General features: G+C 59.2%; 24 protein-coding genes and 1 pseudogene. 12 read left to right on the top strand and 13 right to left on the bottom strand.

Features of this window, described 5'->3' with window-relative positions; genetic code table 11:
* Positions 1–42: 42 nt before the first annotated feature.
* The 7 genes from J2S32_RS12725 to J2S32_RS12695 form a co-directional block, all read right to left on the bottom strand.
* Positions 43–1,134 carry an acyl-CoA dehydrogenase family protein gene (locus J2S32_RS12725; RefSeq protein WP_050599567.1) on the bottom strand — a complete coding sequence of 364 codons (1,092 nt, stop codon included), beginning with the start codon at positions 1,132–1,134 and terminating at the stop codon, positions 43–45.
* The gene (locus J2S32_RS12720; RefSeq protein ID WP_063506922.1) at positions 1,134–2,384 is read right to left on the bottom strand and encodes an acyl-CoA dehydrogenase family protein; all 1,251 of its coding nucleotides are present in this window, start codon (positions 2,382–2,384) and stop codon (positions 1,134–1,136) included. The genes J2S32_RS12725 and J2S32_RS12720 overlap by 1 nt, the downstream gene beginning before the upstream one ends.
* Positions 2,385–2,390: 6 nt before the next feature.
* Positions 2,391–2,867 (bottom strand): Zn-ribbon domain-containing OB-fold protein, encoded by a 477-nt coding sequence (locus tag J2S32_RS12715; protein ID WP_006834185.1) that lies wholly within the window; start codon positions 2,865–2,867, stop codon positions 2,391–2,393.
* Complete coding sequence (locus J2S32_RS12710) at positions 2,864–4,036, bottom strand: thiolase C-terminal domain-containing protein (protein WP_253521911.1); 1,173 nt, start codon at positions 4,034–4,036, stop codon at positions 2,864–2,866. The genes J2S32_RS12715 and J2S32_RS12710 overlap by 4 nt, the downstream gene beginning before the upstream one ends.
* A complete protein-coding gene (locus J2S32_RS12705; protein WP_253521909.1) occupies positions 4,033–4,716 on the bottom strand; it encodes a ubiquinone biosynthesis protein COQ4 in 684 nt (227 codons plus the stop codon). The genes J2S32_RS12710 and J2S32_RS12705 overlap by 4 nt, the downstream gene beginning before the upstream one ends.
* An 89-nt stretch (positions 4,717–4,805) precedes the next feature.
* Positions 4,806–5,948: an NAD(P)H-dependent flavin oxidoreductase gene (locus J2S32_RS12700; RefSeq protein ID WP_006834188.1), complete on the bottom strand. Its 1,143-nt coding sequence runs from the start codon at positions 5,946–5,948 to the stop codon at positions 4,806–4,808.
* 50 nt (positions 5,949–5,998) lie between these two features.
* A complete protein-coding gene (locus tag J2S32_RS12695; RefSeq protein WP_006834189.1) occupies positions 5,999–6,727 on the bottom strand; it encodes a FadR/GntR family transcriptional regulator in 729 nt (242 codons plus the stop codon).
* 201 nt (positions 6,728–6,928) lie between these two features.
* Between J2S32_RS12695 and J2S32_RS12690 the strand changes: the two genes are divergently transcribed.
* The 6 genes and pseudogenes from J2S32_RS12690 to J2S32_RS12665 all read left to right on the top strand — a co-directional run.
* Positions 6,929–8,191: a cytochrome P450 gene (locus J2S32_RS12690; RefSeq protein ID WP_006834190.1), complete on the top strand. Its 1,263-nt coding sequence runs from the start codon at positions 6,929–6,931 to the stop codon at positions 8,189–8,191.
* 28 nt (positions 8,192–8,219) lie between these two features.
* Positions 8,220–8,546 (top strand): 2Fe-2S iron-sulfur cluster-binding protein, encoded by a 327-nt coding sequence (locus tag J2S32_RS12685; RefSeq protein WP_006834191.1) that lies wholly within the window; start codon positions 8,220–8,222, stop codon positions 8,544–8,546.
* 68 nt (positions 8,547–8,614) lie between these two features.
* Entirely contained in the window at positions 8,615–9,826 is a 1,212-nt protein-coding gene (locus J2S32_RS12680; RefSeq protein ID WP_006834192.1) for an acyl-CoA dehydrogenase family protein, read from the top strand.
* 18 nt (positions 9,827–9,844) lie between these two features.
* Positions 9,845–10,915, top strand: a complete 1,071-nt coding sequence (locus tag J2S32_RS12675) for an acyl-CoA dehydrogenase family protein (RefSeq protein WP_006834193.1) — start codon at positions 9,845–9,847, stop codon at positions 10,913–10,915.
* A 166-nt stretch (positions 10,916–11,081) separates the two neighbouring features.
* Positions 11,082–13,814, top strand: coding sequence for a TonB-dependent receptor (locus J2S32_RS12670; protein WP_063506921.1), 2,733 nt, complete (start codon positions 11,082–11,084; stop codon positions 13,812–13,814).
* Between the two features lie 311 nt (positions 13,815–14,125).
* Positions 14,126–14,305: pseudogene (locus tag J2S32_RS12665) on the top strand (IS3 family transposase); the annotation flags it as partial.
* 156 nt (positions 14,306–14,461) lie between these two features.
* Here J2S32_RS12665 and J2S32_RS12660 read toward each other — a convergent pair.
* Together J2S32_RS12660 and J2S32_RS12655 are read right to left on the bottom strand one after the other, a co-directional pair.
* A complete protein-coding gene (locus J2S32_RS12660) occupies positions 14,462–14,875 on the bottom strand; it encodes a hotdog fold thioesterase (RefSeq protein WP_006834195.1) in 414 nt (137 codons plus the stop codon).
* Complete coding sequence (locus tag J2S32_RS12655) at positions 14,872–15,759, bottom strand: alpha/beta fold hydrolase (protein ID WP_006834196.1); 888 nt, start codon at positions 15,757–15,759, stop codon at positions 14,872–14,874. Before J2S32_RS12655 ends, J2S32_RS12660 begins: the two co-directional genes overlap by 4 nt.
* Before the next feature lie 263 nt (positions 15,760–16,022).
* On the opposite strand from J2S32_RS12655, the gene J2S32_RS12650 reads away from it, so the two are divergent.
* The 3 genes from J2S32_RS12650 (at position 16,023) to J2S32_RS12640 (ending at position 18,688) form a co-directional block, all read left to right on the top strand.
* Entirely contained in the window at positions 16,023–16,208 is a 186-nt protein-coding gene (locus J2S32_RS12650; RefSeq protein WP_228135198.1) for a MarR family transcriptional regulator, read from the top strand.
* Between the two features lie 330 nt (positions 16,209–16,538).
* Positions 16,539–17,105, top strand: coding sequence for a MarR family winged helix-turn-helix transcriptional regulator (locus tag J2S32_RS12645; protein ID WP_006834198.1), 567 nt, complete (start codon positions 16,539–16,541; stop codon positions 17,103–17,105).
* Positions 17,102–18,688, top strand: a complete 1,587-nt coding sequence (locus J2S32_RS12640; protein WP_253521907.1) for an ABC1 kinase family protein — start codon at positions 17,102–17,104, stop codon at positions 18,686–18,688. The genes J2S32_RS12645 and J2S32_RS12640 overlap by 4 nt, the downstream gene beginning before the upstream one ends.
* Before the next feature lie 138 nt (positions 18,689–18,826).
* Here J2S32_RS12640 and J2S32_RS12635 read toward each other — a convergent pair.
* Positions 18,827–20,019, bottom strand: a protein-coding gene (locus tag J2S32_RS12635; protein ID WP_369765956.1) for an IS3 family transposase whose coding sequence is annotated in 2 segments (ribosomal slippage) — positions 18,827–19,770 and positions 19,770–20,019 — 1,194 coding nt in all. Because the reading frame shifts where the segments join, the coding sequence is not laid out codon by codon here.
* Between the two features lie 85 nt (positions 20,020–20,104).
* Here J2S32_RS12635 and J2S32_RS12630 point away from each other — a divergent pair.
* Positions 20,105–20,335 (top strand): hypothetical protein, encoded by a 231-nt coding sequence (locus J2S32_RS12630; protein WP_006834202.1) that lies wholly within the window; start codon positions 20,105–20,107, stop codon positions 20,333–20,335.
* A 591-nt stretch (positions 20,336–20,926) separates the two neighbouring features.
* On the opposite strand, the gene J2S32_RS12625 is transcribed toward J2S32_RS12630, so the two are convergent.
* The 3 genes from J2S32_RS12625 to J2S32_RS12615 all read right to left on the bottom strand — a co-directional run bounded on the left by J2S32_RS12625 (position 20,927) and on the right by J2S32_RS12615 (position 22,225).
* Entirely contained in the window at positions 20,927–21,316 is a 390-nt protein-coding gene (locus tag J2S32_RS12625; protein ID WP_196793211.1) for a hypothetical protein, read from the bottom strand.
* 209 nt (positions 21,317–21,525) lie between these two features.
* A complete protein-coding gene (locus J2S32_RS12620; RefSeq protein WP_006834205.1) occupies positions 21,526–21,741 on the bottom strand; it encodes a helix-turn-helix transcriptional regulator in 216 nt (71 codons plus the stop codon).
* Positions 21,734–22,225, bottom strand: a complete 492-nt coding sequence (locus J2S32_RS12615) for a hypothetical protein (RefSeq protein WP_006834206.1) — start codon at positions 22,223–22,225, stop codon at positions 21,734–21,736. Before J2S32_RS12615 ends, J2S32_RS12620 begins: the two co-directional genes overlap by 8 nt.
* 364 nt (positions 22,226–22,589) lie before the next feature.
* On the opposite strand from J2S32_RS12615, the gene J2S32_RS12610 reads away from it, so the two are divergent.
* Positions 22,590–22,922 (top strand): hypothetical protein, encoded by a 333-nt coding sequence (locus J2S32_RS12610; RefSeq protein WP_006834207.1) that lies wholly within the window; start codon positions 22,590–22,592, stop codon positions 22,920–22,922.
* 31 nt (positions 22,923–22,953) lie between these two features.
* Positions 22,954–23,241 (top strand): type IV conjugative transfer system protein TraL, encoded by a 288-nt coding sequence (gene traL / locus J2S32_RS12605; protein ID WP_006834208.1) that lies wholly within the window; start codon positions 22,954–22,956, stop codon positions 23,239–23,241.
* Positions 23,242–23,244: the final 3 nt, after the last annotated feature.

The following is a 23,244-nucleotide window of genomic DNA, read 5'->3' as shown; positions in this document are numbered from 1 at the left end:
GTGGCCACGATTTTGTCGGTAGCGTGCGCCTAATTCATCGTCTCATGCGACCTGCGTCCACCCCTGCAAGGCCGCTGCTTCGGCCCGGACCGCTTCGGGACTTCCCAGAACCTGGCGGTCGAAACCGATTCGCTTGAACCAGAAATGCAGACCTAGGAGATCGGTAAAACCCATCCCCCCATGCACCTCGGTTGAGGTTCGGGCGACAAAACGGTGGACTTCGCCCGTATGTGATTTGGCATGGCATGCCACCAGCGAAGCCTCGTCGGGCGTCGCATCGAACGCATGGGCGGCATACCAGACCAGCGAACGGCATGGTTCATGGCGGGCAGCCATTTCCGCGCACATATGCTTGACCGCCTGGAAGCTGCCGATCACTCGTCCGAACTGTTCGCGCTGCCCGGCATAGTCGACCGCTTTTTCGATCATAGCCTGGCCCGCACCGAGGCTATCGGCGGCCAGGAGCACCCGGCCGGCGTCCCGCAGGCGCCTGACTGTGGCCCCACCATCGTCCGCGAGAGCCTCGCCCGCTACGCCAGAAAACCGCAGCTCCCCTACGCTCCGGGTGCGGTCGATCGTTTTGAGAGCAACCTTCTCCAGACCCGCAGCATCGCCAGCTACGAAGTGCATACGACCGGCGGTATCGGCTACCAGAAACGCGTCGGCTTCCAGGAAGTCGAGCGCGAACAAAGCCGTTCCGTCGAGCTTTGCGCCGTCGAAGTCCACGCCTGCCCGGTCCCGGATCTCCACCGTTTCCGCGATCGCGACGGCGATTTGCGCCTCGCCCTTCGCTATCCTCGGCAGCCAGTGCGCCTTCAACTCCTCGCTACCGCCCTGTGCCAGCGCAAGGGGTGCCAGTACATGGGCACCGATAAAAGGCACCGGCGCGACGGCATAGCCGAGCTGCTCGGCCACAGCGGCGGCATCGAGCATTGTCATCCCGAGCCCGTCATGTTGCTCGGGAACCATCATTCCCCAAATGCCGATTTCGCCCAGCGCCGAACGCACGTTGTCGCTGAAGGGAACCGAGCCCTCCGCGCATTCGCGCACATGATCGAGCGGACAAGTATCAGCAAGAGTGCGGCTGATCGCGTCGCAGAGCATCTCTTGGTCTTGCGAAAGTCCGAAATCCATCAGGCGGCTCCCTTATTCTGCCCGCTTGCAACGGCCGTCGCCTGTTCGACGGCGGGAGGCGTTGCGAACTTGGGTTCGCGCGGCATTTCCAGCCCGCGTTCGGCGATGATGTTCTTCTGGATCTGGGCGGTGCCTCCACCGATGATCAGACCAAGCTGGAACATGTAGTTCCACTGCCAGGCACCGTCTTCGCGCTCGCGCTCGCTTCCGTGATAGAGTATGCCCATCTCGCCCATTGCGTCGATCGCGAGCGCGGAAATCTGATGGGCGAGCTCACAGCTCTGCAGCTTCACGACAAGTTTCGCCATGCCGCCGGCATCCCCCCTAAGGCTGTTCGACAGGATGCGCATGCCGTTGAATTTCATCGCCGCGACTTCGGCTTGCAATGCAACCAGCCGGTCACGCAGAACGGCGTTGTCCATTGCGCAACCCTGGCCGATGCGTTCTTTTTGCATCAGCCTGACCAGCGCCTGGAGCCGGTTTTCCAGTGCATCGGGGTCGCCCAGCATGCCACGTTCATGGCCCAGTGTGGCATTGGCCACGTACCACCCCTGCCCGCGCTGCCCGACGATCTGATCCAGGGGAACCCGCACGTCGGTAAAGAACGTTTCATTGAACTCGGCATGACCGGTCATGGTCTTGAGTGGTCGGACCTCGATCCCTGGTGTGTCCATCGAGAAGATCAAGTAGGAGATGCCGCCGTGCTTGGGCGCGTCCGGTTCGGTCCGAACAAGGCAAAAGATCATGTCCGCCTGCTTGGCCGTGCTGGTCCAGATCTTCTGTCCGTTGATGACAAAGTCGCCATTTTCGACGCGGGCGCTGGTCTTGAGCGCGGCGAGGTCCGATCCCGCTCCAGGTTCCGAATATCCCTGACACCAGACTATCTCGCCATTTAGGGTCGGCTCGATCCATTGCCGTTTCTGGGCTTCGGTTCCGAGTTCCAGCAGCGTGGGAACGAGCATGGAAATGCCCTGGTTCGCAAGGCCTGCGGGGATGCCAGCGCGCGAAAATTCCTCGGCAATGATCCGCGATTTCAGGATGTCCGGCTCGGCTCCGTATCCGCCGTATTCCTTGGGAATCGTACGCGCCGTGTAACCATGCAGGATCAACAGCTTTTGCCATTCGACGGCTTCGGGGGAAGGGCGCGCGGCACGGCCTTGGCCATCGGGTGCGCGGTGACCGTGGGTTTGCAGGAACTGGCGCACTTCCTCGCGAAACGCGTCATACTGGGGTCCGTAGTCGAGATCCATCTTGGTCTATCCTTCTGCGCGCGCGATCGCGACGGGTCGGAATACTGGCAGGCGAAAATCTTCGGAGATCGGCTCGAAATCCAGCGTGACCGGCAGATCGAGCTCAAGCTCGTCGAGCGCGCAATCGACCAGCCGGGTTGCCATGCGCACTCCCTCCTCCAGTTCCACCACCGCAGCGATGAAGGGAATCTCGCCGGCGAAGGCGGGATGCAGTGCCTGATGGGTCACCGTCCAGGAAAACAGCGTGCCATTGCCGGTGCTACGCTCCCACGACCATTCAGGAGAACCGCATCGGGCGCACATATAGCGCGGCAAATGCCGAAAACTGCCGCATCCTTCGCACTGCTGGAAGTAAAGGTTGCCGTCCTGACACCGGTTCCAGAATTCCTGCTCCACCGGATCCTGCGGGCGCGGCTTTGGCTTGGCTGGTGCGGCCTGCGCCGAGGGGCGCATCTTGGGCGGCAGATCTTTCTCGTCGCTCACGCAAACCTCCTCAAAATCGCTATACTGCCGTCACCCAGATCGCCCCAGCCGGTCACCAGGCCGGTCTGGGCGCCTTCGACCTGCCGCTCCCCACAATCGTGGCGCAACTGACGCACCGCCTCGACGACATGGTTCAGTCCCCAAACATGGGCCTCGCTCAGCAGGCCGCCATGGGTGTTGACGGGATAGCGCCCGCCCAGCTCGATCTGGCCATTCGCGACGAACTCTGCCTGTCCACCTGGTTCGCAATAGCCCAGGGCCTCCAGCTGAAGGAGAACCACGTAGGTGAAGCAGTCGTAGATCTGCAGAAAATCCATGTCTTCGCGATCGACCCCCGCCATTTCGAACGCGCGCGGCGCGGCGTAGCTCAGGCCGATCTTGAAGGGGTCGGGACGCGAAGGGATATCGTCGGCGGGGTAAGGATGCCCTTCAGCCGCACCGGCGATGCTCACGGGAACATGCGGCATGTCCCTGGCGCGGTCTATTCGCGAAACCACGACTGCGCATGCCCCGTCAGTCTCCAGACAGCAATCGTAGAGGCGAAAGGGTTCGGATATCCAGCGCGTGGAATGGTAGGTTTCGGCATCCAGTTCCCGGCCATAAGTGAAGGCCTGCGGATTCATCTGCGCATGGCGACGGCACGCCAGTGCAACGGCCGCCATCGCTTCCGGGCCGATATCGTAAATTCGGGAGTGCCGGGTGGCGAGCCAGGCATACATCTGCACCGGCAGGAACACGCCATACGGAATGTAATAGCCTTGGATCGTATTCGTCAGGGTGTTCATGTTCATCGGCCGCGTCGGCGGTGCGCCAGGCTTGGGCCGCAAGGCGGAATAACCGTTCCACCCGAGCGTCACCAGCACATGGTCGCATAAGCCGCTGGCAATTGCCATCGCGGCGTTCTGGAGTGCCGTGGTAGGGCTCGCCCCGCCCATGTGGACCGTAGAGGCATAGCGCAGAACTTCGATACCGAGGTTAGCCGCCATCTCTTCCGAGGTGGTGTAGATCGGCGGAGGAACCATGCCGTCGATATCCGACGGCTTCAGCCCTGCATCTGCTATGGCTTTGCGCGATGCTTCCAGCATCATGTCGACCGCGGTTTTCTCGGTGCCTTTCACGAAAGCGGTTTCGCCCACTCCGGTGATGGCCGATTTGTCGCTTAAGCTCATGCCTGCCTGACCGCCTGGTAATCGCGTTCGAGCTGTTCGGAAAGAGCGCGCACCCTCTGATAGGTCTCCGGCGGACGCAGTCGCAACTCGCGGCGGACATCCTCCAACGGACGATCGAGATTTTCTTCCCAGTAGAAGGTGGTCAGATCGGCTGCAGCCCGGCCCCGGCGCCACGCTTCAAATGCAGCGCGCGCCACTGGCAACTGGGCAGCTTCCAGTTTCATCTTGGGAATGCCGACGCCCAAGATGAAAGCGATCCCGTGATTATAGAATTGCGCGTTTCCGAAGGACAGCACGCACAATTCGCCCAGTGCGTCCCTGCCGTATCCGGCGACGTCATGAAACAGGTCATGCGAATCGCGAAGGCGCCGACGATAGAGGGAAACATCGGGGTCGCCGAGGTCCTCCAGACCTCCGGCCTCGCTGGCTTCCGCCAGACCTTCTGCTGTCAGACCCTCCCCGTAAACAAAATCGAGGTAGGCTCGGCCAAGCGTGCCAGACGCACAGGTCGCAAGGCGTTTGCGATCGCACAAGGTTTCAAGTAGGTCGGCCCGGTCGGAAGCGATACGCCGCCCATCGCTCGACTTCATGAAGCGATTGAAATTCCGATAATAGGAATTGCCCGACAATGCCTTGACGATACGGAACACCTGCGCCGTATCCTCCTTGTCGGCAATCAACTGCCTCATTGCCCCAGCGCTCTGAGAGGCTCTACGGGGCGGCGCAATTCATGACCTTTGGCGTAAGCCATCTTCTTGCCTCCTGCGCTTCACTTGTAGATACCAGCGGACGCCAACGCCTTCTCGGCTCCATCGACCAGGTCGCGCATCACTTCGGCGGCAGGCCGGATCGAATCGATCAGGCCGATGCCTTGCCCCGCGAAGCCGGGGATGACATCCTTGCGCTCTGCCTTGATCCCGGAGGCCATGACCGGGCCGGAGATCATCGACTGATAGGGCATCGGCAGAGGCTCCTTTCCGGCCTGCACCCAGGCGTCGGCCCATTTGTTACGGATCATGCGCGCCGGTTTGCCGGTAAGCGATCGACTAACGACCGTATCGGCATCGCCGCTTTCGGTGATCGCCTCTTTCTGGAAGCGCTCGATGCCCGCTTCCTCGGTCGCGAGAAATGCCGTGCCGACCCACGCGCCCTCTGCCCCCAGCATCATCGCAGCGGCAACACCCCGGCCATCCGAGATACCGCCGGCCCCAAGGACAGGAACACGATCGCCAACGGCGTCGACCACCTGGGGAATCAAGGAAATAGTCCCGATCGGCGAGTTGTGACCTCCGCCATCGTGCCCTTGCGCGACGATCATGTCGATGCCCGACCCGACGACCTGTTCGGCGTGCTTGACCTTGCCGATCACCGCCATGACCTTGGTGCCATTGGCATGGAGCCGATCCATCCACGGTTCAGGATTGCCAAGGCCGGCAGCATAAACCGGCACCTTTTCCTCGATCACCACTTCCATCTGCGCCTCAAAGAATTCCTTCGAGAACAACTGCGGGCCGCCCTTGCCCATTTCAGGCGCGCCCGCCGCCCGCATGGCGGCGGCAGCATCGACCTCCGGAAGCTCTTCACGATCCATGAAGTCGCGCGCGAACTGCTGATATTCACCCATCAGATCCATGGGATTTTGGGGTGCAGCACCGCTTTGAGGGGCAGAGCCGCGCCTGACCGACGCGGGGAGCAGCGTATCGACACCGAAAGGTTTGTCGGTCAATTCCCGGGTCTGGCGAATCCAGTCACGCAACTGATCGGGCGAACACGCCGCGGCACCCAGGACCCCGAGCCCGCCGGCATTCGAAACCGCAGCCGCCAGCGCCGGAACGCTCGCTCCGCCCATCCCGGCAAGCAGGATCGGGTACCGGATCCCCAGCATTTCGCATATTCGGCTCTTCAACGCCATTCTTCCTCTCCAGCCACTTGCCTAAACGCACACTCAAACTATTGAAAATTCTACAGCTGCCCCCACCGCACCCGCTGCGAGACCAGCTCGGGGCTGCGCTCCGAAAGATAGACGGCAGAGCCGGCCACCAACCGGCTCATTGCTTGACGGGCCGCGGCGCTGTCGCCAGTCCGCACTGCCTCGAGCACCCGCACCAGAAACTTCATCTGCACCGCCCGTTCCTGTGCCGAATATCCCAGCGAATGGGAAAACTCGCGGGTCAACAGATGCATCGCAGAGGTCAGCAAACCGAACAGCGGATTGCCGCTCGCCCAACCCAACAAGTCGTGAAATCTGCGATTAAGTTCCTCGAATTGATCAGAGGCTTCATGATGCCTCAATTCCGCCAGACACCCTGCCAACGCGCTGAGATCAGCGGTAGTTGCACGCTGGGCTGCATACCCTGCGACATCGGGAGCAATTGCTTCGCGCAATTCAAGCAAACCACGCAAATCGGCTTCCATGAAATGCAGAATCAATGACAAACTGCTTGCAAAATCGCCGGTCTGCGGACGGGCTACGACGGGACCTCCACCACGGCCGAGCTGGAGATGGATGACCCCTTGCAATTCCAGGAACCGCAAAGCCTCCCGCAAAGTTGCGCGCGCAACCTCGTAACGCGCGAGCATTTCATCCTCGCGCGGAAGCCTGTCACCCGGGTTATGGCGACCCGCCTCGATGTCCCGCACGATGCTTTGCGCAAGAGAAAGGGCACGCTTGGCCTTCTTCACCGCTGACATCCGCCACTCATCAGCACACCCGCACCTCTCGAATAAAAAGTATAAGGATATTAGCAAACCTTCGTTGGATCGGCACACTATCCGATGGGATTGGTGTCTGCAAGGGACTAAAAGAGTATACGATTTATTGACTGCACGAGATGTCTCCCTTAAGGATGACTGAAGGCCGATCAGGCCTGAGATGTAGAAGGAATAGTTCTTATGGACAGCCAGATCGCCGAGCCGGATGCCGCGGCGAGGATCGCGTCAATTCCGATCGAGGAAATCGACGTGGCCCGGCCAAGCCTGTTTCAGAACGATACCATCGGTCTATTTTTTGACAGGTTGCGCGCCGAAGAACCTGTCCACTACTGCCGCGAGAGCTATGTCGGCCCTTACTGGTCCATTACCAAGTTCGACGACATCATGGCGGTGGACACCAATCATAAGGTCTTCTCTTCGGAAGCGAAGCTAGGCGGAATTGCAATCCAGGACATGCATTCGGTGGAAGGCGCGCTCGAACTTGAAATGTTCATAGCGATGGACCCGCCCAAGCACGATCAGCAGCGCAAGGCGGTGACTCCGGCAGTGGCTCCGTCCAACCTGCAACTGCTCGAGCCGATCATCCGCAAGCGCGCGGGAGAGATTCTCGATGAACTCCCGATTGGCGAAGATTTCGACTGGGTGGATAAGGTTGCGATCGAGTTGACGACGATGACGCTGGCAACCTTGTTTGATTTCCCTTGGGAGGAGCGGCGCAAGCTGACGCGCTGGTCCGATGTAGCAACTGCGGCACCTGAAACCGGGATCGTCGAATCCTACGAGGCGCGGCGCGAAGAACTCATCGGTTGCGCGATGTATTTCAAGACTCTGTGGGACGAACGGATAAACGAGGAGCCGAAGAACGACCTCATCTCGATGATGGCTCATTCTCCCGCCACGCGCGACATGCCGTTCCTCGAGTTTCTCGGCAATCTTATGCTGCTGATCGTCGGTGGAAACGACACAACACGCAATTCCATCAGCGGCGGCGTGCTCGCCTTGAACCAAAGCCCGGACGAGTACGCGAAACTCGACGCGGATCCTTCGCTCATTAGCAAAATGGTTCCGGAAATCATCCGTTGGCAGACCCCCCTCACTCATATGCGCCGCACCGCGCTGGAAGATTGGGAGATCGGCGGCAAACAGATCAAGAAGGGCGACAAGGTGGTGATGTGGTACCTGTCAGGCAACCGCGACGAGAGTGCTATCGAGCGCGCGGACCAGTTCATCATCGACCGCAAAAATCCGCGCCATCACCTCTCATTCGGCTATGGCATTCACCGCTGCATGGGAAACCGGCTCGCGGAACTGCAGCTGCGGATCATCTGGGAAGAAATTCACAAGCGCTTTTCCCGGGTCGAGGTTACAGGTGAACCAGAGCGTCTTTTTTCAAACCTCGTCCGCGGAATCACCAGGCTGCCGGTGCGGCTCCGCGCCCGCTGACTCTCGAGATCGAAATGCGGAGTTCAAGATGATCAAAATTACGTTCGTGGCTAGCGATGGTGAGCGACGGGAGGTCGAAATAGAAGAAGGCGAGACAGCCAGGGAAGCGGCGCTATACAATGACGTGCCGGGTATCGATGGCGATTGCGGAGGGGTATGTGCTTGCGCGACCTGTCATGTGCATGTCGATCCCGAATGGATCGACAAGGTGGGTCGGCTTATGCATGATGGAATGGAGGCCGACCTCTTGCAGTTCGCCGAAGGCACCACTGAATACAGTCGCCTTGCCTGTCAGATTCCGATGAAGCCGATGCTGGATGGATTGGTTCTTCACCTACCCGAACAACAATACTGACGGAGGGATCCTCGTCCCCGTAGCCTACATTCTTATCTGTCTTTCCTTGATTCTTCGAGAAAACACCCATGGCCACACAAATCGAGCCCGCAACCCAGACCGACGAAGACGCCTTCCGCGCGGAAGTGCAGCAGTTTCTGGCGGACAATTTTCCCGCCGAACTCAAGGGCCAGTCGAACGCGCTGGCCGGCGTGGACGGCCCCACCAATGAAACGCCGGCGCAGACCAAGTGGCGCGAAGCCGTGGGCGCGCGCGGCTGGGGCACCCCCACCTGGCCGAAGGAATACGGCGGCGGCGGCCTCACCAAGGCGCAGGCCAAGATCATCGACCAGGAATTCGCCAAGGCGGGTGCCTACAACCCGATCGGCGGCATGGGCGTCATGATGTTCGGCCCGACGCTGCTCGAATACGGCAACGAGGCACAGAAGCAGGAGCATATTCCGCCGATCTGCCGCGGCGAAATCCGCTGGTGCCAGGGCTATTCGGAACCCAATGCCGGCTCTGACCTCGCGAACCTCCAGACCTTTGCCGAGGACAAGGGCGACCACTACCTTGTCAACGGCCAGAAGACCTGGACCAGCGGCGGCCAATGGGCCGACAAGTGCTTTGCAATTGTACGAACCGACAAGAGCGACAAGCACAAGGGCATCAGCTTCATGCTGATCGACATGGACACGCCCGGCGTCGAAGTCCGCCCGATCACCATGATCAGCGGGACCAGCCCGTTCTGCGAAACCTTTTTCACCGACGTGAAGGTCCCGAAGGAAAACCTCGTCGGCGAGGAAGGCCAGGGCTGGACCATCGGCAAGCGCCTTCTGCAGCACGAGCGCACCAACATCTCGGGCGGCGGCAGCCTCGCCCGACTCATGGGCCAGAGCCTTGGCGATATCGCCAAGAAGTACCAGCCGACGGGCGCCGACGGCGAACTCGCCGATGCGGTGCTGCGCGACAAGATCGCTGATTTCGAAATCCGCTGGAACAGCTTCCTGCTCACCGCGCGCCGCGCGATGGAAGAGAGCAAGGCAGCTGGCGGCGTCTCCGAAATCAGCTCTGTGCTCAAGAAGCTCGGCACCAAGCTGAGCCAGGAACGCAGCGAATTGCTGATCGAAATCCGCGGGTTGCAGGGCCTCGGCTGGGAAGGCGACGGCTTTTCGGACGGCGAGCTCGGGGCCGTGCGCGCGTGGCTCTTCGGCAAGGCGACCACCATCTATGGCGGCTCGACCGAAATCCAGAACAACATCATCGCCAAGCGCGTGCTCGGCATGCTCGACCACCAGTAAGAGAGGGGAGCAAGGACAATGGCCGTTCTCAACGAAGAACAGGAAATGCTGCGAGATATGGCGCGCGAATGGACCGTCAACGAAAGCCCGGTCACCGAATTCCGCAAGGTCCGCGCCAGCGGCGAGCCCGAAGCCTTCAACCGCGACGCCTATGCGACGATGGCGCAGATGGGCTGGGCCGGGGTCATCATCCCCGAAGAGCATGGCGGGTCGGACTTCGGCTTCCTGTCCGCGGGCCTCGTCGTCGAGGAACTCGGCAAGACGCTCACCGCCAGCCCGCTGGTGATGAACACCGTCGCCGCCTCGGCGATCGTTCTTGGCGGCAGCGACGAGCAGAAGGCCAGGTGGCTGCCCAGGCTGGCGAGCGGCGAGGCCATCGCCACCCTCGCCGTCGACGAAGGGCCGAGCCACGATCCTGCGAAGATCGAGACCAGTGTGTCCGACGGCAAGCTGAGCGGCACCAAGGCCTTCGTCCATGAAGCGCATGGTGCGGACCTGTTCGTCGTCGCGGCGAAGGACGGGCTTTACCTGGTCGAGAAAGGCGACGGCGTCGCGCTCACCACCCGCAAGCTGACCGACCAGCGCAGCCATGCCGACGTCACCTTCGACGGCGCGGCGGCGGAGAAGCTCGCCAATGGCGGCGACAACCTGCTCGATGACGTGCTCGACCGCGCGCGCGTGCTCACCGCAGCCGAAATGCTCGGCATGGCGCAGCAAGTGTTCGACGACACGCTCGACTATCTGAAGCAGCGCGTGCAGTTCAACCAGGTGCTGGCGAGCTTCCAGGCGCTGCAACACCGCATGGCGGACCTCTTCGCCGATCTCGCCCAGATGCGCAGCGCGGTCGAGGCGGGCCTGCAAGCCGTCGATGCCGGCTTCGGCGTGGCGCGCGCGGCGACCATCGCCAAGGCGGAAGCCAACCGCGTTATGCACACCATGGCAAACGAGGGCATCCAGCTGCACGGCGGGATCGGCATGACCGATGAGTACGACGTCGGCTTCTATCTCAAGCGCGCCCGCGTGCTGGAGCAGAGCTTCGGTTCGTCGAGCTGGTTAAAGGACCGATTTTCCAAGCTTTCTGGCTACTAGAAACCTGCATGTAGTGACCTGCATGGCATTTTTGCCACATGCTTGTCGACAATGTGAAATAATCCGTCAATTCATCTACCAATTCTTGAAATGAAACGCGCTTATCGGCATCGTTTCTAACATCGACTAGTGCCTAGGATGGGGCACATTCTTAGAGGAGAGGCACATGAAAAGATTTCCATCACGCCACCATTGCGCCCTTGGTGCATTGGCAGCGGCACTTGCCTTCACACCGACAGCCGCCTTCGCCCAGGATGTTGGCGAACCCGATGCGGATCTGGTTGAAGGGGCCGATGTCGAAGACCAAAACGTAATCATTGTTACCGCGCAAGGGCGATCGCAGGTCTTGGCGGATGTTCCAGTCGCCGTGTCAGCTGTTTCCGGAGAAACCCTCCAGAATTCGGGCGCCAGCGACATACGTGAGCTGAACCAGGTTGCACCGTCCCTGCTGGTGTCTTCCACCGGCAACGAAGCTAACGGTTCCGCGCGTATTCGCGGTATCGGCACGGTCGGCGACAACCCTGGTCTGGAAAGTTCGGTCGCGGTTTTTGTCGATGGAGTCTATCGCTCTCGTTCGGGAAGCGCCCTGAGTGAGCTCGGCCCTATCGACAGGGTCGAAATCCTTCGCGGTCCCCAAGGTACTCTGGGCGGGCGGAACTCATCGGCAGGCCTGATCAATATCTACACCGCACCGCCCGAGTTCGATTTCAGCGCATACGGGGCCTTCACTTATGGCAACTATGATGCGATCCGCGTCGAAGGTGGCATAAACGCTCCGCTTGGCGACACCGTAGCTGCGCGTGTGGACGGCGTGTATTTTGAGCGCGACGGCTTCTACAACGATATTACCAACGGCGGGACGATCAACAATCGCGATCGTTATCTGGTCCGCGGTCAGCTCCTGTTCGAACCCAATGACGACCTGTCCATTCGCCTTGTCGGGGATTATTCCAAAAAGGACGAAGCGTGCTGTGCCGCGACGTTCGTCCAGCCCGAGTTTGCTCCGCTTGCACGGATCAGCGCTGGATTTGATCCCTTTACGAGGCCATCGGATGGGGCCGCCCTGACGAGTACCGCAAATCCGATCGTTCCCGTGTTGCTTGCGCTTGGGCAGGATCCGCGTGCCCTCACCCAGGATACATTCAACCGCGACCTGTACCCTACGCCGGGCAGAAGCTATGAAGGCGAAACCGAAGACTACGGTATTTCGGCTGAGATCAATTGGGATTTCGGGAACGTCACGTTGACGTCTATCACGGGCTACCGTGAATATGCCAACAGCCAGGGATCTGACACCGATTACACTACTGTCGATATTCTCTACCGCGCTCCGACCGAGAATGCTCTTGCTCGAGACTTTGAAACATTCACTCAGGAACTGCGCCTTACCGGTGAGGCCTTCGATGGCAAACTCGATTGGTTGATCGGCGCGTATTACGCCAATGAAGAACTGCAGGTGCGTGACAATCTGCGGTTCGGCACCCAGTACGGCAATTTCGTAGCGTGCCGCATCGCTATCGCGATCAACCCGGCTTTGGTCAATCCGGGGGCTTCCAATTGCCTGGGTGCCAACGTGGCGGCATTGGACGGTACGCTGACCGGAAGCCCGGCATTCGGCGCTGCAACCCCGGCGATCCTCGCAGGTATCAACAACCTTGCAAGCATCAGCGATTTGGGAACGGTCAGCGAGGTCTACAATCAGACGAGTGAGAACTTCGCGTTCTTCACGCATAATATCTTTGCGATCACGGATACGCTCGATTTGACGCTGGGGCTTCGTTATACAAACGAAACCAAGGACTTCGACGCAACTTTCCGCAACGACAACACGGTTTGTCCGACAAACCGCAATCTGCTCGGAGGCTTTCTGGGTGTTCCGACTTTGGCACCTCTGGCCGGTGGTATCATCAGCCTTTCCTGCCAAGGCAATTCGACATCGGAGCTCGATGGAGTTTCTCTCGAAGACTCGCGCGAAGAAGAGGAGTTTACCGGCACGGCTATCCTGAGCTGGAAGCCAACTCCCGATCTGCTAGTCTACGGTTCGTATTCACGCGGCTACAAGGCGGGCGGTTTCAACCTCGACAGGTCTGCACTGTCAAATCCGCTTGCGTTCGATCCGGCCAATATCTCGGCAGCCGCGCTGCAGTTCGATGAAGAAACAGTCGATGCATATGAGATCGGCCTCAAATACTCGACACGCGAGTTCGGGGTTAGCATTGCAGGCTTCCGGCAAGAGTTCAGTAACTTCCAGTTGAACACGTTCAATGGGGCGTTCTACATTGTGCAGACGGTCAATAGTTGCGATAGCGATCTCGGCGGGGCCGACAGAGACGCAAGCGCGACAACCGGTGCATGCTCTTCCGATGAAGTTGCACCAGGTGTGATCGCTCAAGGTGTCGAGATCGAAACCTATCTACGGCCCGCTCGTGATTTGGATATTACCCTTGGCGTCACCTATTCTGATACGAGCTTTGAAGACAATCTTATCGGGGACGATACCGGGGCACCGCTCGACCCCGCACTACGCTTGCTGCCAGGCGACAACCTGTCGAATGCACCAGAGATCGTGGCAACATCGTCGCTTACGTGGACGCCGCCAATCGGCGACAGTGGGCTCGAAGGCCTGGTCTTCGTGAACGCTCGTATGGCTGGTGATTACAACACCGGCTCCGACCTGCTCTTCAGCAAGGAACAGGACAGCTTCGTCGTAGTGAACGGGCGTGTGGGTCTGACCAATATTGCGGATCGCTTCGCGATCGAGGGATGGGTCAATAATTTGTTTGACGTTGGGTATACGCAGGTGGCCTTCAACACGCCTTTCGTGGCTCCGCAACAAACGTTCTCCGCTTTTCTTGCGGAACCGCGGACTTACGGCATCACCGTGCGCGGCAAGTTTTAAACTTACTCGCTAATTGCAAGAGGGTTCGGCGTTTCGCTGTGTCGAGCCCTCTTTTTCGAACTTTTATTTGCTCACGACTAGGTGGCGTCCGAACAAAAGTTCCGTGTGCTCAATATCGTCGATGATGTGATAGGGAGAGGCCGGCAGCGGTGTTCGCTGCATGAATCCCTCTTCGCTGGGCTACCAGCCGCCGGCCCCACAAACAATCTTGCCTCGTCCTGCCATGCTGCCTTACGCTGCGCTCCAGGCCGCCCAGCAGGGCGACCCCAACCGCCGGAACTCTAACTTAACCGGTGGACCACCCTGATGGGGCAGGTCAGGTGGAAGACTACAACCGAGAGAGACCGCCCTCATCCCTTGGCTACGCGACACCGGCGGCGTTCGCCGCCGAACTAGATAAGCAATGGCCTGCTTCGCCACGCCCTACGGGCTCCGCTGCGCAGCCCATTGCTTCAACCGCGCTCATACGCATCAACGCAGCTCGGCTCTAATCCCGGCTGGGGGGAAGATCAGGGGGTCACGTCACTCATTGGAAGGCGGCTATCGCGACGCAATTCGCTCTGAAAGTCGTGGGACTATTTTGCAGGTCTTCGAGGAACAGACCTGCTAATTTTCGCCCTGCAGTTAGTTCCATTAGGATAACGCTGTTAGCATACGTAGGCACCGCGGCCGCTAGCCAAAAGGTTGCCAGTAGGACCGTATACACGTGTTTCAGCGACCGAGATATTTTTACCGATCTTGATTATTTTGCCCGATGCTACGAGTGGTCCCGAGGTTGCCGGGCGGTGGTAGTCGACCCTCAGATCGGCGGTCGCCTTGGCCCCTGTACCTTGCGACAATAAGGTGTAGAGCCCGGTTAAATCGATCAGAGAGGCGAGCACGCCGCCATGCGCTGAACCGATTGCCGGGTTTGACACGATCTCGTCGCGCCAAGGCATCTCCAGTTCAAGCTGCTCGTTCGAGCATGACCGTAAAGTGAGGCCAAGCCACCGGTGAAACGGGGCAATCTGCAGGATCTCTTCGAGGCGCTTAGGATCGATCCTTGTCAGATTATCGGTCATGTAACGGCTCCCTGCGGACTGTGATTACGCTTGAGAAAATCGAGTATCGCTGCCGAAAAGGCATCGTTGGCATCGCCAACCACCATATGTGTTGCCTCTGCGATGTCGGTGTATTCAGCGTGTGGAACAAGTTCGAGCAATTGCGCGACCGCGTCTTCGGAAACCAGATCGCTCGATCCGCCGCGAATAATATGCAATGGCAGCGAAAGCCTGCTGGCTGCATCGTTCAGCGCATCAAACTGGCGTTCCTGATGAGCCGGATCGCTTCGCTTGGCTAGTGTGATGTTGCGGATAAAGGCCGGATCCCAATGCCAGTAGTAGCGGCCGTCTTCCTTCTCTCGCAGATAGCGCCGTAAGCCCTTGCCGGCTCCGCGCTTGCGGCGATGTGGCATGTAGCGCGCGATGACCTCTGCCGCTTCGTCCGGTGAAGAGAAACCGGTCTCCACGTGCTCCTCCATAAAGCCGACTACGCGCATAACGCCCCCCGTCTCCATACGCGGCGCGATGTCGACGAGAGTGAGCGACGCGAAGCGGCCCGGCGCAAGGTGTCCTTCGGCGATCAGTCCGGCCAACCCGCCAAGGGAGGCCCCGACGAGCGCTGGCTTGCGGTCCATTTTTGAAGCGATCGCAACGAGATCTGAAGCGAAGTCGCGCGTTTCGTAAGCGCCCTCGGCAGACCATTCGCTGTCGCCATGACCGCGCATATCAATTGCGATCGGACGAAATCCCGCATTGGCGAGATCGGCTGTGACACGTTTCCATGCGTGACGGGTCTGGCCGCCCCCATGCGCGAGCAAGACCGGTAAAGCATCGGCATTTCCGGTCGCTTCGGCTGCTATGGAGATGCCACCATTTCCCCCGATATGGAAAGTTTGCGACTGCATACCGCAACCTCATATTGTAAATCGATTTACAGTAAACGGCTTTATTTCCTGATCCGCTATGGTAGGTTGCCCTAGATGGCTGCCATGACGGGCTATGACGCGGATACAAAGGGGGGCAAGTTCCCTCACCGATACCGATCGGCTGTTCTTTCTTATGGAGGAAGTGACCCGGCGTTTGCGCAGGACCGCCGATTCTTCGGTTGAACAATTCGGGCTCACGCGGACGCAATGGAGTATATTGGCTTATCTTTCGGAGCCCAGGCATGACCCAGACAGAGCTGGCTCGGGAACTGAAGCTAGAGCGCGCTAGCATCGGCCAGACTATTGATCGCCTGGAAGAACTTGAGCTGGTGGAAAGACGCAGGCGCGAAGAACGACAGGCGCGTTTGGCGGGTTCATTTACGCCCTGCCGCAATCGAGCTACTTCCCAAGATGCGAGTAGAAGCTGATGCAATGTATGCTCGCTTGCTCGGGGGGATCCGTTTTGGGGAACTGGAGCGCTTACGCGGATCGCTGGCTAGGATGCATGACAATCTGGGCAGCGAGCCATAATCACTCGAAATCGAGCCCATGCCCCGCGTTCACGCCCGCGTTTGCCCTTCAGGGGGTCTGATGCTCAGATGAGGGACGCCGAGCGCATGCGATCATAACATCCCGGCAGTCGTGGCAGGCGAGGTGGCCGGAGCCCCCGCACTCACCCAGCGCAGTTCGGTTCCTTATCAGCTTGAGCGACCATCGGATTCAGTTTCTGCTGTAGCGTGAAATCAGCGAGTGTTTGCATGGCGGCACTGCTAGCGAATATGGTTGACGCTGAGCTTGAACACGCCAGGCATGCGCGAGCCTTCCAAGATAGCGCTATGGATAAGCATATGCCGAAAGATGAGATACGTGATTACGCCCCCAACGAAAAGGATGACATCCTTTATTTGCTAGAAGAGGTGAACAGGACCGCTCGGCGGACCTTCGACGCTCTGATCGTGGGGCTCGACCTCAATCAAACACAATGGCGGATCATCGCGTCCTTGTTGCGAGAACCTACGCTAACACAGACCGAGATTTCTCGCCTGCTCGAGCTTGAATCGGCGACGATAGGACAGGCTGTCGCAGTTTTGGTTGAAAAAGGTTTGATCGAGCGAGAGCGGGCGGCGCACGATCGAAGGGTTTGGAACCTCCACCTCACCGAGCAAGTAAGAACCATCTGGCCGGAACTGCGCGAAGCGGCTGATCGACTCCACGAAATTCTCTGGAAGGGAATGTCTGCGCCTCAAATCGACCTCCTGCGTACGATGCTTCGAAAAGTTGCGGAGAATCAGAAGCAGGCTGACACTTGCGAAGAAAGCCGATGAAGCATGATCTGGAAAACAGTGTCGGTGAACTGACGCGGCTAGCAGAACTCGGTCAGATTTTCGCCCGGCACGGTCTGAAAAATCTCGGAAGCTTGCTTGGCTTTATGCCGGTTTCGGAGAATGAGCCAGATACCGAGGACTTGCGTCCTGCATCGGTGGTGGCGCTGTTGCGCGATGTCGGCCCTGTCGGAATAAAGCTTGGCCAGCTCCTGGCGACCAGAAGCGATCTGTTTACACAACCCTGGATTTCCGCGTTCGGCACTCTCCACGACCAGGTGGAACCGCTGCCGTTCGATAAGATCGAACCGGTGATTGTATCGGCTTGGGGCAGCGACTGGGAACGTGAATTCGCCGCTTTCGAGAGAAACCCGATCGCCTCAGCCTCTATCGCGCAGACTTATGTCGCAACCCTGCTGGACGGAAGCGAGACTATCGTGAAAATCCGCCGACCCGGCATGGCGTCCAGGATCGAGGCGGACATGAGGCTGTTGACACGGCTCGCGGGCCTCGCCGAGCGTCGGTCAAGCGACATTGCTCGCTATCGACCCGTGGAATTCCTTCAGACATTCGCCAAGAATTTAGCGCGGGAGATGGACCTGGCGGCAGAAGCACGTGCCTGTGAAAGGATTGGCGGTTATCTGGAGATGCTTGGGGTGAAGACGCCCGCGATCCACTGGGAACTCACAGGCTTGACGATCAATGTGCAGGAAGCCCTGGGCGGAAAGCCCGCGTCGCGGCACCCGGCAACTGATCCGGCAGGGAATGCCCAGTTCGCGAAGCGCTATGCCGATGCAGTGCTACGGATGATCCTTCTCAATGGAGAGTTTCATGGCGACCCGCATCCCGGCAACGTCTTCTGGATGGAAGGGAACCAGGTAGGCTTCATCGATTTCGGCTCGGTCGGCTTTCTCAGCGGCGCGCGGCGTCAGGAAATCGTCCGACTGATTTTCGCTATCGCGAACGGACAGATAGACAAGTTGGCCGATCTGCTGCTCGACTGGGCAGGCAATCCACTCGTGGATCGCGCGCAATTGGTGATGGACCTGGATGAGCTGATCGCGGAATTTAGCGGCACAGCTCTTGCCGGGATAGAATTCGCGGCAATTTTCGATCGGGTTTTCGGATTGTTGCGCGATTATCGCCTCGTATTGCCGCCCGACCTCGCTATTTTGCTGCGCACCCTGCTGACCGCAGAGGGCTTCGTTCGCTCTTTGGCGCCGGACTACAATATCGCCGAAGAAACGAAGCCGATCGTGATGCAATTGTTTGCCGAGCGATTTTCGATCGGAGCCGCGCGGGATCATTTGGCCAAGGTCCGCAGTGGCCTGCTTGATTTCTCGGCATCGCTGCCCGAGCTAATCGATAACGTTGCCTCGGTCGCTCGATCAGGTACGATTCAGGTATCCATCGACCCAGCCAGTCTGAACCATCTGACGCGGGAAGAGGACCGCAGCACCCCCGTCAAGGGTCCGGTGGTGGCAGCGTTGATCATCTCTGCCGCATTGCTGGCCGACCAATCGTTGTTACTGGCAGGAATTGTTCTGGCTTTCGCGGGAATAGCACTCATTCCTAGATGGAACTGATAAGACCACACACAATGAACGCTTAGACCACGGCCGCCCGGCACCGATATTGGCTACATCAAGGGAGAAGAGTGGAAATGACCGAACAGAAACCTGCCGAAGCGGTGCCTGCCGCCACCATGCTGCTGACCTGCCCCATCAGGGTGGTCCACCGGTTAAGTTAGAGTTCCGGCGGTTGGGGTCGCCCTGCTGGGCGGCCTGGAGCGCAGCGTAAGGCAGCATGGCAGGACGAGGCAAGATCGTTTGTGGGGCCGGCGGCTGGTAGCCCAGCGAAGAGTGTGGCCGGACGGTGTTGTAGTGGATACGCCAGCGCTCGATCAGGATGATTGCCTCCTTCAGAGTGTAGAAGATCTCCCCGTTGAGAAGCTCATCCCTGAGCTTGCCGTTGAAGGATTCGTTGTAGCCATTCTCCCATGGTGATCCGGGTTCGATGTAGAGAGTCTTCACACCAATCCGCCAGAGCCAGTCGCGCACGGCATGAGAAGTGAACTCAGCGCCATTATCGCTACGGATGTGATCAGGCGGACCATGGCGTTGGAACAGCTCGGTCAGCACGGCCAGGACATCATCGCTCTTGAGCTTGCGCTGGACATGGATCGCCAGGCACTGGCGGCTGTACTCGTCGATCACGGTAAGCATGCGGAAGGCCTTGCCGTCATGGGTGCGATCCATGACGAAGTCGTAGCTCCACACATGGCCACTATATTGCGGACGCAGCCTCACGCATGATCCATCGTTGAACCACAGACGCCCGCGCTTTGGCTGTCTCTGCGGAACCTTGAGCCCTTCACGGCGCCAGATCCGCTCGACCCGCTTGGCGTTCACCAACCAACTTTCATTGCGCAGCAGCGCCGTGATCCGGCGATAGCCGTAGCGACCATATTGCTGGGCCAGCCGGATGATTGCAGCTGTCAGCGGCTTCTCGTCGGCTGGTGGTGCGGGCAGCTTGCGCTGGGTCGAGCGGTGCTGGGCAACGACCCGGCAGGCACGGCGCTGGCAGATATCCAATGCCTCCTGCACATGGTCGATGGCCAGCCGACGCCGTGAAGGGCTCAGTACTTTCCCTCGACAACCTCCTTCAGGATCAGCGCATCGAGCGTAAGATCAGACACCGCCTTCCTGAGCCGCTGGTTCTCCTTCTTGAGATCCTTCAATCGCCGAGCCTGGCTGACCTTCAGCCCACCGTACTCGCGTCGCCAGCGATAGTAACTCTGCTCCGAAATCCCCAGCGATCGGCTGATCTCCCCGATCTTCTCTCCGTGCGAGAGCCGAACTTCGGCCTCACGCAGTATCCCGATAATCTGTTCCGGCGTGTATCTCTTCCGTGCCATTCATCAGCCCCTTTCAAGCCGTAAATAGCCGAAATCCTAACTCTCAAAACGGACCACTTTTCGGGGGGAAGGTCACCTCTGGCCGATGGGAAGGACGCTGACAGGCTGGAAACCGCAGTTGGGCGGTTGGGGCTTGATCGACCTTAGAAACGCGCAATCGGTCGATCCGTTTTCCCTGGCCTCAGATGAACTCATTGAGGTTACCGACTGGGAACTACTTGATTTTGCAGTTCAAGTTGTCAAGCAATGGCTCCAAAGGAAGGGTTTCGAGATCATGTCCACTCACTCAAATCCCAACGTCGATCCGAACATCTGATTTGTCGGAGACAATGGACCCGAGTGGGTAATCGTACGAGCAGCGCGATATCCAGAAAAGGTGGCTCAGATCCCGAGCAACGTAGAGGCCATCGCTAAGCAATGCGAAGCTCTCAGTCACTTGGGGAATTTCGCATCTTTTGGCTTTGCGTTGGCGGAAAACGTTGAAAGGCCCATCTGGCGGGGACACGCTGCCGATGTCCAATTCGAAGGCATTAAGCCGATCTGATCCGGAAGCTCTCATTGCTCCACGCAGGTGTGCGATCTCTTGAAGAATCATGCGGCCATATTCGTGCTCGGCGGTCGCTTTTGGGGTGTAATATAGCCGCCGCTCTGCGCCAAAACACCAGACGTCCAGACCGGTAACGGCGTGGGCTGTAGACTGGAGTTCGTTCGACCTGAGGCCGGTCGGATTACGACTTCTTACCAGTCGTCGAAACTTTGAATTTTGCTCAGATTGGAAACCTCATTCAAGTGCGTTTCCAAGTGATGGCGTTCCTCATCCCAAACCGCAAACAGATGTTCTGCGCCAGAATTCTCAATGTTGTTTAATTCGAAATCGTACACATCGAGAAACAATTGCTCGTAGTACTTAGAGAGACGATTCTCCATGCTGGTGAATGTCACGTATAGCTGGGCATTCTTCGGCCATTTTTTTGACGTGGCTATCAACGCGAAGCTCAGCAAACCCTTTCCCGACATACACGCATAACATCGTGTAATTGCCATGGTCGTCGCAGGCGTCATAGTCTACCCACAGGTGATAGAGGCCTGTCTGACCACGGAGGAATTTAAGATAGAGCTTGTACGTTATGTTCCCAATACGAAGTTCGTCGTCGACCGGCAGTTCCGCACAAAATGCGCTCTCGTTCACCAACTCATGGGCAGAAATTGGCTGGCTTAGTTCTAAGAGCGCTATTTGATCGAACGCATCGTACTCTTGATTTTGACACGGGAAATCTTGTTCGATGCACTTTGTCATGATCGGCTCGACCTACTCAATATTGTATGTTCCTTAATAGGCGCCGGTGGCTTCCGAAATCAGCTCGGTTCTTGCAGCGACGAGCGCTCCCAATACTCGAGGGTATCGGGCCGACTGCTTCGATCCGGCGACCGCGCAAAGGATGCCTTTGACTGCCCCTGTCGATGGCACGTCCGCCTCCAACCAGTCAGCTCCAGACCAATAAGCGGTCACTTCAGGCGGTCCGAAATCCAGGCCTCCACTTCGTCTTCTGCCCATGCGACCGCATATCCACCCAGCTGCACGGGCTTCGGAAACTTGCCCTCGGCCATCCAGCGATAGATTGTCGAACGGCCAAGCCCGACGCGATGCTGAACTTCGGGCAGGCGAATGAGCCGCGTCACCCGCCGGGTTTCGGTCGCTCCTTTGTCTATCTCTTCACCCACGATGGCCTCCCTCGGCACCGGCAAAGACATCGCCAAGCAGCGCATCCTTGCGTTCGAGCTCGTCGATGTGGTCGGAGAGCAAGCGGGCGACGCGGTGCGCGGTCCCCTTGGCCCAGCGCGGCTTCACATCGTGAACCTGGTTGCCCAAGACACGCTCGAGCGCTGAAGGCAGTTCGCCGGAAAAGTCCTCGAAGAATTGCGCGAGGTCCGATTGCAGCCACGCAATCGCGTGATCGCCGCCGCTGACGAGGAACAGGAGCAGGTGTGCGTGCGGCGCGACGCCGCTCGCGGCAAGAATGCGCAAGGCTTCGCCGAGGCTGGCCGAGCGTTCGCCCGCAAGAACACGGCGCAGGGCATCCTTATGGATCTGCGCGTCGCGAGCGATGTCGCAGCGGGCACGGCCGCTGGCTTCGACGGCGGCCAAAAGCAGCCGGGCGAGGTCGGCGCGAACCTGTTGTTCGGCAAAGAGCGCCATGTTGGTCATCGACGAATCCTTATCTCCAGAGTGATCGACTCTCCGGCTAACCGCGAAGGAAGCCTGTAGGAAAACAAAAAGAACATTTAGAGAACATAGAGGAAGGAACGATCAGCTTCCTCCGACGATTCGCGCGAATTTCGGTCGCCTGCGCGCATATCGCGGCTCTCTTCGCTCAGATGCCGGCACAGTCAGCGCTGTTGCGCGATCAGCCTGCGCGAATCCCGTGCATCGCACCTCCCGATGTCGCTTTTTGCTTGGTCGAAAGCCCCAAAATCCAATTCCCGATTTCCTACAGCCCGGCTCCGGGGAGAGGAAAGAACATACAGCGAACGCATCGCTGGCTGATGTTCAATCCTCGGAGTTTCCATCCATGACCACCAAGACTGCCCTTCCGGTCCAGCAGCGCTCGCCCAACGGGGCTCGCGGCCGCGACTACATTCTTCCCGCCTGCGTGGCGCTGGCCTGCGCCGGTGCCGCCTTTGCCGGGGCCGATACCACCTTCGATCCCGCGTTGACCAAGTTCACCGACTTCCTCGAAGGTTCGGGCGGCAAGATCATCACTGTGCTCAGCCTTGCGGGCGGCCTGATCGGTCTCGCCTCCGGGCGTTTCTCGCTCGGCCAGGTCGCGGTGCCGGTCGGCGTCGGCATCGGTGTCGGCACCGGCGTTCCGATCGTCACCTCGGTCGTGACCGCGGTCATCTGATCAGCGGATCCGGTCACGACAGGAGGGCGGCATGGCCGACAGGTACCTCGTTCCACGGCGGCTCGACGACCCGGAGCTCATCGGCTTCTGGACCATCGACGAGTTTGCAGGGATCCTTATTCCCTTCGCCTGGGGCATTCTCTCGCAGCATATCTTCATCGGTATCGGCCTGGCCGCCGGGGCCTGGCTTGCCTTGCGGAAGGCAAAGGCACGCGGCGCCGGTTCGGCACTGGTGCATGCTGCGTACTGGTACCTACCCGGGAGCTTTCTCGGGTTGAAGGCCACGCCGCCCTCCCACTGCCGCCTGTTGGCGGGCTGAGGG

Origin of the sequence: Qipengyuania citrea (genome assembly GCF_024171405.1) — a bacterium.
GTDB classification, from domain to species: domain Bacteria; phylum Pseudomonadota; class Alphaproteobacteria; order Sphingomonadales; family Sphingomonadaceae; genus Qipengyuania; species Qipengyuania profunda.
The sequence above is the reverse complement of the archived record's forward strand: the minus strand, read 5'-3'. Positions and strand labels throughout refer to the sequence as shown.